8 protein-coding genes and 4 tRNA genes are annotated in these 11412 nt (G+C 32.6%); 10 read left to right on the top strand and 2 right to left on the bottom strand.

What is annotated here, in order from left to right; genetic code table 11:
* The first annotated feature begins 12 nt into the window (after positions 1-12).
* From CBquer539_RS03055 to CBquer539_RS03010, 10 genes are all read left to right on the top strand, one after another.
* Positions 13-936: a branched-chain amino acid transaminase gene (locus tag CBquer539_RS03055; RefSeq protein ID WP_500836392.1), complete on the top strand. Its 924-nt coding sequence runs from the start codon at positions 13-15 to the stop codon at positions 934-936.
* 75 nt (positions 937-1011) lie between these two features.
* Positions 1012-2862: a dihydroxy-acid dehydratase gene (gene ilvD, locus CBquer539_RS03050; RefSeq protein WP_500836391.1), complete on the top strand. Its 1851-nt coding sequence runs from the start codon at positions 1012-1014 to the stop codon at positions 2860-2862.
* 8 nt (positions 2863-2870) lie between these two features.
* The gene (gene ilvA, locus CBquer539_RS03045; RefSeq protein WP_500836390.1) at positions 2871-4421 is read left to right on the top strand and encodes a threonine ammonia-lyase, biosynthetic; all 1551 of its coding nucleotides are present in this window, start codon (positions 2871-2873) and stop codon (positions 4419-4421) included.
* Between the two features lie 56 nt (positions 4422-4477).
* Positions 4478-5959: a ketol-acid reductoisomerase gene (gene ilvC / locus CBquer539_RS03040; RefSeq protein ID WP_500836389.1), complete on the top strand. Its 1482-nt coding sequence runs from the start codon at positions 4478-4480 to the stop codon at positions 5957-5959.
* A 238-nt stretch (positions 5960-6197) separates the two neighbouring features.
* Positions 6198-6536 carry a thioredoxin gene (gene trxA / locus CBquer539_RS03035; RefSeq protein ID WP_500836388.1) on the top strand — a complete coding sequence of 113 codons (339 nt, stop codon included), beginning with the start codon at positions 6198-6200 and terminating at the stop codon, positions 6534-6536.
* A 432-nt stretch (positions 6537-6968) separates the two neighbouring features.
* The gene (gene rho / locus CBquer539_RS03030) at positions 6969-8228 is read left to right on the top strand and encodes a transcription termination factor Rho (RefSeq protein ID WP_500836387.1); all 1260 of its coding nucleotides are present in this window, start codon (positions 6969-6971) and stop codon (positions 8226-8228) included.
* Positions 8229-8798: 570 nt separating this feature from the next.
* A tRNA-Arg gene (locus CBquer539_RS03025) sits at positions 8799-8872 on the top strand.
* Between the two features lie 48 nt (positions 8873-8920).
* Positions 8921-8993, top strand: a tRNA-His gene (locus CBquer539_RS03020).
* A gap of 34 nt (positions 8994-9027) precedes the next feature.
* Positions 9028-9115, top strand: a tRNA-Leu gene (locus tag CBquer539_RS03015).
* Positions 9116-9236: 121 nt separating this feature from the next.
* Positions 9237-9310: transfer RNA gene (locus CBquer539_RS03010), tRNA-Pro, on the top strand.
* 68 nt (positions 9311-9378) lie between these two features.
* Here the strand turns inward: CBquer539_RS03010 and hemD are convergent.
* Complete coding sequence (gene hemD, locus CBquer539_RS03005) at positions 9379-10128, bottom strand: uroporphyrinogen-III synthase (RefSeq protein WP_500836386.1); 750 nt, start codon at positions 10126-10128, stop codon at positions 9379-9381.
* 37 nt (positions 10129-10165) lie between these two features.
* The gene (gene hemC, locus CBquer539_RS03000; protein ID WP_500836385.1) at positions 10166-11095 is read right to left on the bottom strand and encodes a hydroxymethylbilane synthase; all 930 of its coding nucleotides are present in this window, start codon (positions 11093-11095) and stop codon (positions 10166-10168) included.
* Positions 11096-11412 lie beyond the last annotated feature (317 nt).

The following is an 11412-nucleotide window of genomic DNA, read 5'->3' as shown; positions in this document are numbered from 1 at the left end:
GGAAGATCTCAGATGAATACAGAAAACTTTATTTGGTTTAACGGGGATATTGTACCATGGCGAGAAGCTAAAGTACATGTAATGTCTCATGCTTTACACTATGGATCATCAGTATTTGAAGGCATAAGGTGTTATAATTCATATAAAGGTCCGGTTATATTTCGTCATCGCGAACACATGCAGAGATTGTATAATTCTGCAAAAATTTATCGTATGCCTATTTCTTGGGGTATTGATGATTTAATGCAAGCCTGTAGGGTTATTTTGTGTAAGAATAATTTAATCGATGCTTACATTCGTCCTGTGGTATTTATTGGAAATGTAGGTATGAAAATTGATCCGACTCCTGGATATACTACTGATGTTGCTATAGCAGCTTTTTCGTGGTCCCCTTATCTGGGAGAAGATTCTTTGAAACAAGGGGTTGATGTTATGGTATCTTCTTGGAATAGAGTTCCAGCAAATACTCTTCCAAGCACAGCTAAAGCTGGAGGAAATTATTTATCATCTATGTTAATTAGTAATGAGGCTCATAGAAATGGGTATCAAGAAGGTATAGGGTTAGATATATACGGTTATATTTCAGAAGGTGCCGGTGAAAATTTATTTGAAGTTAGAAATAACATTATTTTGACGCCGCCATGTGCTTCTTCTATATTACCTGGGGTTACACGTGATGCTATTATTACGTTAGCAGTAGATATTGGTTTAGAAGTACAAGAACAAGTGTTGTCTCGTGAATCTCTGTACATAGCTGATGAGATATTTATGTCTGGTACTGCCGCCGAAATAATCCCAGTACGTAGTGTAGATAAAATTATAGTAGGTACTGGTACGTGCGGGCCCATTACTAAAAAATTACAACACTTATTTTTTAATTTATTTACTGGAATAACTGAAGATCGATGGGATTGGTTAGATCCAGTTCAACAATAATATTGATTAATATTTTTCATATTAATTATTAAATAATTGCATATCCAACAATATATAAGATACTGGAGTTTAAATATGCCTCAATATCGCTCTACTACTACTACGCATGGTCGTAATATGGCTGGTGCTCGAGCATTATGGCGTGCTACAGGTATGACTACTGAAGATTTTGATAAAATGATTATTGCTGTAGTTAATTCATTTACCCAATTTGTTCCCGGGCACGTACATTTACGAAATGTAGGAAAATTGGTGTCTGAACAAATTAATATTAATGGAGGAGTTGCAAAAGAATTTAATACTATAGCAATAGATGATGGAATCGCCATGGGTCATAGCGGTATGTTATACTCTTTACCGTCTAGGGATCTTATTGCTGACTCTGTAGAATATATGATTAATGCCCATTGTGTTGATGCTATGGTATGTATTTCTAATTGCGATAAAATAACACCTGGGATGTTAATGGCAGCATTGCGTTTAAATATTCCAGTTATCTTCGTATCAGGAGGTCCAATGGAATCTGGATCAATAAATTTATTTAATCAAAATATTAAATTAAATTTAATTGACGCAATTACTTCTGCTGCGAACCCCAGTATCTCTGATACTGATCAACGAAACATTGAATTAGAAGCGTGTCCTACATGCGGATCCTGCTCAGGGATGTTTACTGCGAATTCCATGAATTGTTTAACAGAAGCATTAGGATTAGCTCAACCAGGTAATGGGTCGTTGTTGGCTACTCACTCTGATCGTAAAAAATTATTTTTAAATGCCGGTAAATATATTGTTCATTTAGCTAAATCTTATTATGAGGATAATAATTATTCTGTTCTACCGCGTAATATAGCTAATAAATCTTCTTTTGAGAATGCAATGATGTTAGATATCGCAATGGGTGGCTCCACTAACACCGTATTGCATTTACTTGCAGCTGCGCAAGAAGGAGAGATAGATTTCACTATGGCAGATATTGATAGATTATCTAGAAAGGTACCACATTTGTGTAAAGTAGCTCCAAATACTCAACGATATCACATGGAAGATTTTCATCGAGCTGGAGGAGTAATGGGTGTACTTGGAGAGCTTTATCGTTGTGGTTTATTGCATGGGGAGACGCGTAATATATTGAATAAATCTTTATCAGAAACATTAGTAAATTACGATATTGTTTCGTGTAATAATTTTGAATCAAAAAATATGTATGCTGCAGCACCAGCAGGAATACGTACTATACAAGCATTTACTCAAAAAAACAGGTGGACTTCATTAGATACAAATCGTTGTTCTGGTTGCATTCGTTCTCGTGAGTATGCTTATAGCCAAGATGGTGGTTTAGCGGTATTATATGGCAATCTTGCTGTAGATGGATGTCTTGTAAAAACAGCTGGAGTTCATATAAACCTTCAAAAATTTAGTGGACCAGCTAAAGTTTATGATAGCCAAGAAGAATCTGTTCAAGATATTTTAACGGGAAATGTGCATTCTGGAGATGTCATCGTAATTCGATATGAAGGCCCAAAAGGTGGACCAGGTATGCAAGAAATGCTATATCCGACATCTTTTCTTAAATCTATGGGTTTAGATTTGTGTTGTGCTTTAATTACAGATGGTAGATTTTCCGGTGGAACATCAGGGTTATCTGTTGGTCACATATCCCCGGAAGCAGCTAATAAGGGATTAATTGGATTAGTGCATAACGGAGATATAATTAGTATTAATATTAGCGCACGTAGTATTATATTAGAAGTATCTGAACACATATTAAAAATACGACATGCAGAAGAAATTGCGCGAGGGATTAAAGCGTGGACCCCAATAAATCGAAACAGAAACGTATCTACTTCTTTAAAAGCATATGCTCATTTGGTAACAAGTGCGGATAAAGGCGCGATTCGTGATAAGTCTAAATTATTAGGATAAAATCCTAAATGAATAAATTTGATTCTTTTGCTCATGAACCATGTCCCGCGGAATATCTACGTACTGCTTTGCGTTCTCATGTATATGAAGTAGCTCAAATAACTCCATTACAAATTATGAATAAATTGTCACAACGATTTAAAAATACGGTGTTAGTGAAACGTGAAGATAGACAGCCAGTACATAGTTTTAAACTACGTGGAGCTTATGCTATGATTTCGAATCTTAATGAAACACAAAAGTCTTCTGGAGTTATTACGGCATCAGCAGGCAATCACGCTCAGGGAGTGGCTTTTTCTGCGACTCATTTAGGTATTGCATCTTTGATTGTCATGCCTATAAATACTGCTGATATAAAAATAGATGCAGTACGTAATTTCGGAGGAAAACCATTATTATGTGGATCTAATTTCGATGAAGCTAAAGTTAAGGCTATGTATTTAGCTGATAAACATCAATTAACTTTTATTCCCCCATTCGATCATCCCACAGTGATTGCGGGTCAAGGAACATTAGCGATGGAATTATTACAGCAGGATGCTCATTTAGATCGTATTTTTGTTCCAGTAGGAGGAGGTGGTTTGGCCGCAGGTGTTTCTGTGTTAATTAAACATTTAATGCCCCAAATAAAAGTTATAGGTGTTGAATCAGCAGAATCAGCTTCCTTGTGTGCTGCATTATCAGCCGGTATGCCAGTATTACTGCATGAGGTAGGATTATTTGCTGAAGGAGTAGCTGTAAAATGCGTTGGGAGCGAAACATTTCGTTTGTGTCAAGAATACTTAGACGATGTAATTACAGTGGATAATGATGCAATTTGTGCTGCGATAAAAGATTTATTCGAAGACGTACGTGCTATTGCTGAACCTTCAGGCGCTTTAGCATTAGCTGGAATGAAGAAATATATTCAACAATATGCAATTCGTGGTGAAAGATTAGCTCATGTGCTTTCAGGTGCTAATATAAATTTTCATGAATTACGTTATATTTCAGAACGTTGCGAACTGGGAGAACAACGAGAAGCGTTAATGGCGATTACTATCCCAGAAAAAAAAGGTAGTTTTTTAGAGTTCTGCCAAATATTAGGAAACAGATCGGTAACAGAATTTAATTATCGTTTTAATGGATCTAAAAATGTTTGTGCGTTTATCGGCATACGTTTGAAAAACGGACATTTTGAAAGGAAAATGATAATACAAGAAATACTTGCTAATGGTTTTCACGTTGTAGATTTATCTGATGACGAAATGGCAAAATTACACGTGAGATATATGGTAGGAATAGGCGCGCGTTTATTCCAGCCTTTACAGGAGCGAATTTTTAGTTTTGAGTTTCCAGAAGCTCCGGGAGCATTATTAAAATTTCTTCATACTTTAGGTGCTAATTGGAATATTTCTTTATTCCATTATCGCAATCACGGCACTGATTATGGACGTGTTTTAGCCGGATTTGAATTATCTAATCAAAAAAAATCAGAATTTGAACAATATCTATCTAAGTTAGGATACGAATGGCATGATGTTACAACTAATCCGGTGTTTGAGGTATTTTTAAATTAACAACAACATTCTTATTAAAAAATTATTTTTTTACATTATTAAAAAAGAGATATTTTATGGCTAATTATTTTAACACATTAACTTTTTTGCAAAAATTAAAACATTTAGGAAAATGCCGATTTATGAGTCAAAATGAATTTTCTAACGGAATTCAGTCGTTATTATCTAAAAAAGTAGCTATAATAGGCTGTGGGTCCCAAGGTTTAAATCAAGGTTTAAATATGAGAGATTCGGGCGTAGATATTACATATGCTTTACGCCGTGAATCTATTATTAATAAACGAGAATCGTGGTCAAGAGCAATACGGCATGGATTTCCTGTAGGAACTTATGAAGAAATTATTCCAAAATCAGATATTGTTATTAATCTAACTCCAGATAAATGTCATACATCAGTAATACATCAAATAGAACCTTTAATGAAACATGGATCTACACTAGGTTATTCACATGGATTTCATATTGTAGAAGTTGGAGAAACAATCCGTAAAGATATTACGGTCATAATGGTTGCTCCAAAATGTCCTGGGACAGAAGTGCGTAAAGAATACCGACGAGGTTTTGGAGTACCTTCTTTAATTGCTGTGCATGAAGAAAACGATGCATACGATATAGGTATAACATTAGCAAAATCTTGGGCATTTGCACTTGGTAGTCATCGCGCTGGAGTATTAGAATCTTCATTTGTAGCAGAGGTTAAATCAGATCTTATGGGGGAACAAACTATTTTATGTGGAATGTTACAAACCGGATCAATTATTTGTTTTGACTATATGATTAGCAATGGTATTGAGGCTAAATATGCAGGAAAATTCATTCAATATGGCTGGGAAACTATAACTGAAGCTTTAAAACAAGGAGGTATTACATTAATGATGGATCGATTATCTAATGCTGCTAAAATACGTGCTTTTGTGTTATCTGAAGAGTTAAAAAATATATTAAAACCAGTTTTTGAAAAACATATGGAAGATATACTTAATGGAGCATTTTCTACAGAAATGATGTTGGATTGGAAAAATAATGATTCTAAATTACTTGCTTGGCGAAATAAAACCAGTCAACTTGCATTTGAACAAGCGCCAAATTGTCAACAAGAAATTCCGGATCAAATGTATTTTGATCACGGGATATTAATGGTAGCTATAATAAAAGCAGGTGTGGAACTATCTTTTGATACAATGATAAAAGCTGGAATAGCACCGGAATCAGCATATTATGAGTCATTACATGAATTACCTCTCATTGCAAATACTATAGCTCGTAAAAAATTATATGAAATGAATATGGTGATTTCTGATACCGCAGAATACGGTAATTATTTGTTTTGCCAGGAAGTGGTACCTTTGTTAAAAAAGACTATAATTCCTAATTTAAAAAAAGGAGATTTAGGGATATCATCGACAAACATTAAAATAGATAATGTTATTTTGCGTAATACTAATGAAACGATTAGAACTCATGCAATAGAAAAAGTTGGAATTAAATTAAGAAGTTATATGAAAAATATGAAAAGTTTGTCATGTATTAATGATTAGACACAAGAACTGTGATTATCTGCGATCGCAGTTACCTTGTTATTATTATGGTGCATTATTTAGGCGATGACTCAAATAGTTTTAATGTGTTGTTGAGCAGCAATCATAAAAGTTCTATTTACATGACTAATTATATCAACAACCTTAAAAAAATTAGTTAATTTATATATATATAAAATAAATAAATATAATAAACAATGGATAATGATTATAAGAAAATAAGTTATAAGGAGGATAAATGAATCATATTATTGCGCATTTGACGGATTCTAATTTTAAAGAAAAAGTGTTAAATTCTATCAATCAAGAAAGTAAGCTATTTTTAGTTGATTTTTGGGCCGAATGGTGTAATCCTTGTAAAGCAATGACACCTATTTTAGAAGACATAGCTGTTGAGTTTAATGATACATTAAAAGTAGTAAAATTAAATATAGATGAAAATCCAATAACTACTAAAAACTACGGCATTAAAAGTATCCCAACTTTATTATTGATTCGCCATGGGACAGTGTTATCTAGTAAAGTAGGATTGTTATCTAGACAACAATTACAGGAATTTTTAAAGACATATATATAATTATAATATTTGTGTGTTTAACATCTGTAGATTTTAAAATTCTTTTATATGTTAGTAGACGTTTCCGTAGGATTACAGTAGAATGACGATGTGTTGTTCATGATTAATATAAATACTTAATTTACAATAAAAGCTAATTATTGTTACCACTACTATAATAGTGGTAACAATAATTGTGTTATATAATTATAAACAATAACATAGACGTATTTCCAAAATACTTATGAGATGACTGGTAGATTGTTATAAATCTATTTTTATGCGATATTTCGATAATAAGTGACATTTGACGTTTATCCGTGTTCTATATTGTTAGGAATGGATAAGTAATAAAGGTTGTGTTATAAAGGAAATTATTACGTTATATTGTATATACATCGTATATTTGTAATATCAACAGTATATATAATTCCAATTTAAGAACCCATAATTATGAATCTTACAAAATTAAAAAACATACCAGTTTCTGAATTAGTACATCTTGGAGAAAGCATGGGTCTAGAAAATTTGGCGCGTATGCGTAAGCAAGATATTATTTTTGCTATATTTAAACAACATGCTAAAACTGGAGAAGATATTTTTGGGGATGGTGTATTAGAGATCTTGCAAGATGGTTTTGGGTTCCTTAGATCTAGTGATAGTTCCTATCTTGCCGGTCCAGATGATATTTACGTGTCTCCCAGCCAAATTCGTCGTTTTAATTTACGCACAGGAGATACTATTTCTGGAAAAATTAGACCCCCAAAAGAAGGAGAACGCTATTTTGCATTACTTAAAGTAAGTGATGTAAATTATGATAAACCAGAAAATGCTCGCAATAAAATTTTGTTTGAAAATCTTACCCCATTACATGCCAATTCCCGGTTACGTATGGAAAGAGGGAACGGTTCCACAGAAGATCTGACCGCAAGAGTATTGGATTTGGCATCACCCATTGGACGTGGTCAGCGCGGTTTAATTGTGGCTCCTCCTAAAGCCGGAAAAACCATACTGTTACAAAATATTGCACAAAGTATTAGCCATAATTATATAGATTGCGTTTTAATAGTACTTTTGATCGATGAACGTCCAGAAGAAGTTACTGAAATGCAACGCTTAGTGCATGGAGAAGTAATTGCGTCTACCTTTGATGAACCAGCATCTCGTCATGTGCAAGTGTCCGAAATGGTAATCGAGAAAGCTAAGCGATTAGTAGAACATAAAAAAGATGTTATTATTTTATTAGATTCTATAACTCGATTAGCTAGAGCTTATAATACTATTGTACCTTCATCTGGAAAAGTATTAACAGGAGGAGTTGATGCTAATGCTTTGCATCGTCCAAAAAGGTTTTTTGGAGCTGCTCGTAATATGGAAGAAGGAGGAAGCTTAACTATCATAGCTACTGCCTTAATAGATACTGGATCAAAAATGGATGAAGTAATTTATGAAGAATTTAAAGGAACTGGTAATATGGAGCTGCATTTATCTAGAAAAATAGCTGAAAAACGTGTTTTCCCAGCTATTGATTATAATCGTTCTGGAACTAGAAAAGAAGAACTATTAACTACTCAAGATGAACTACAAAAAATATGGATTTTACGCAAAATCATTCATCCAATGAGTGAGATTGATGCAATGGAATTTATGATGAATAAATTATCTATGACCAAAACTAATGATGAATTTTTTGACATGATGAAGCGCTGTTAGTTTACGTAATGTTATACGTAAAATATTATATTTTCACAAATAGACTATTCATCATAGCTTCCTATATTGACAGTTTATCGGGTTTTTATATAAATTTATTGAAGCAATTATTTACATTAATTTTTTTTGAATTTTGTATTTCAAAAATGATTGGTGTCACACATATAACTTTCATGTCATTTCTATTTTGTATGCTTTAAATTACTAAAGCGGTATAAAAAAAATTATATAATTATATATTTTTAATTGTTTTATGTATTAGTAGTGATTAATTATTTTTATTTTTTAATATATATATATGTGATATATGAATGTTAAGTGTCGATGACATATGCATTTATGTAAATGTTAATAATATTTTCACTCTATTTATTTAATCTATTATACAATTTTTATGAATACATTATCTTTACAAATAATTGTGTATTTTCATAATCATTGTTGATTGCATGTTGTTTTCACTAAAGCATTGTGGTGAATTCATTTTCATGTAAAAATGATGATTTGTACGATTAATTACACATATCTTATTGACATAAATCTAAATTAGATATATACGCTAAATTCGTAGCGTCCGTAGCTCAATTGGATAGAGCATTGCCCTCCGGAGGCGAAGGTTTCAGGTTCAAATCCTGTCGGACGCGTTAATTTGGTTTAAACTTTTATGATGAAAAATTGAAAACTAGTTGATGGTGATTGTAGCTCAGCTGGTAGAGCTCTGGATTGTGGTTCCAGAAGTCGTGGGTTCGAGTCCCATCAATCACCCATAAAAAAATAAAAGAATAGAAAATAACACAAAGCGAAGGTGGCGGAATTGGCAGACGCACTAACCTCAGGAGTTAGTGTCTTTACAGAGAGACGTGAGGGTTCAAACCCCTTCCTTCGCAAGAAAATAGATAATTAAAAAATTGATTATATAAATGATGGTTTAATTGTTAGATCCAAATATTTGACGGTAGCATATATATATTGCAGTTATAATTATGTGAAAATCAATAAATCATCCATCGGCGAGTGGCGCAGTTTGGTAGCGCTCCTGGTTTGGGACCAGGAGGTCAGAGGTTCAAATCCTCTCTCGCCGATTCTTACAAATTATATGAGAATAATTAAATGTTTTATTGTTGTGTTCCCTAAAACTTATATATATACATTATGAATTTTGAACTAAAATATGAGTTAGTACGTCGTTATTTGCCGAGCGAGCTATAATAATATTCGTCCAACCTAAATGTTTGGCTAATTTAGCTAAACGTAGACTTATTACTACTAATCTACACCGTATTAACCAAGATGTACGATAAAATGTAGGAATTAAATAATATAACTGTTTTAGTATTTCTCCAGAAGTGACGACTACCGTTTTAATATTCAATTCCAATAATTTGCATGATTGCTCTTCTCCATTATATTTTAATGGTTGTCTACTATAACATTCGCAGGATAAAACTAACACTCCTCTTCTTTGAAGAGTATCGTCTAAAACAGTAAGTCCATTATTACCTCTCAATATAAGAGCACGTTTTCCATAACTATAAATTAATGCGGGTAGTCGTAATAAATTTTCACTGGTTTCTTGATCTGTAGGATATCTTACTGATATTCCTGATAATTTTCGCATCTTAATGCTAGTGGCGCGACCAATAGAATAATATGCTAAATTAGTAGGCCAAGATATTCCTGCGCTAAGTAACTGGCTGTGAGCATATTTAATTGCATGTTGTGATACAATACATAAAAGATCTCCCGCAGAAAGTAGATTTAATCGTTGTTCTAACGACGATAATGTTTTTCCTGTAGAAAAACAAATTAACGGTAAATGATATGCAAATTTACCAAAATAAAGTAGTTTTTGTACCAATTCTTCTCCGTATGGAGAGGGGCGAGTAATTAAAATATTCATAATTATTAAGTATATTAAATTTCATTGGTATATATTGTTATATTAATTTCAATGAAATATGTTGTTGTTTAAGCTTAATTAATAAATCTTCAGCAAGTATAAAACCTAATTTTTCCGATTGATCTAAAGGTGCTCGTCCTTCAGTACGAATGATTTTACTACCATCAGATAACCCAATAAGCGCTCGGAGCCATACTTGATCTCCTTCAATTTCAGCATAACTGGCAATGGGTAAATGACAATAACTTTCTAAATAAGTAGTCACAGCACGTTCTGCTCTAACACGTAATGAAGTTTCCTGATGATGTAAAGGAGATAATAACGACAAAATGTCAGTATCAGCTGAGCGACATTCAATAGCTATAGCACCTTGTCCCATAGCTGGTAATAGATCAGACGGATCGATATGAGCACGAATGTACTTATGCAGCTGTAATCGTTTTAATCCAGCCACAGCTAAAATTATTGCATCATATTGTCCATATTTTAATTTTTTTAATCTAGTATCTATGTTGCCTCGTAAATCACCTATATTTAAATCTGGACGTTTCGCTCGTATTTGGCATTTTCTGCGCAAACTTGATGTACCTATTGTACTACCAAGGGGTAATGTATCTATACTAGGGTATTTTAAACTAACAAAAGCATCCCGCGGATCACTGCGTTTACATAAAATTGGAAGAGTTAATTCATTTGGTAAAGGCACCGTAATATCTTTCATGGAATGTACAGCGATATCGGCACGAAAATCTATTAATGCATGTTCTAGTTCCTTAATGAATACACCTTTTTTAATTATATTTTTTGAAGCAATATTTAAAAATTTGTCTCCTGTTGTTATGATAGGTATCAATTTTATGTGTATAGTTGGATGATAACGTTTCAATTCGTCACCAACATATTGAGCTTGATAAATAGCAAGTCGGCTTTTTCGTGTAGCAATTCTTAAAATTTTAGTTTTATTCATTGTAATTATGCTAGAATATACTATTCTATCTTCAATTGATTTAATGTTTTTTGTATATATATATATAACTATATTATATACACGTATATTATAAAATCGTTAAAATAGACGATACTTATCAATTAATCGATTAAAATGATTTAAATGATTAAACAACGAGAGTGATTTATTGAGTAAAAATTTTTAGTTTATGTCATTTATAAATAATATTTTCATGTAAATCATCAGCGAATTATACATATATAATCATATGGAACTGTAAAAGTTTGATACTAACAAATAAATATTAAAATATCGTTCATTCAAAAAAAATTATT

The sequence above is a fragment of the Blochmannia endosymbiont of Camponotus quercicola genome (assembly GCF_059935335.1).
Note: the sequence above shows the minus strand (reverse complement) of the source record. Positions and strands in the feature narration are given on the sequence as shown.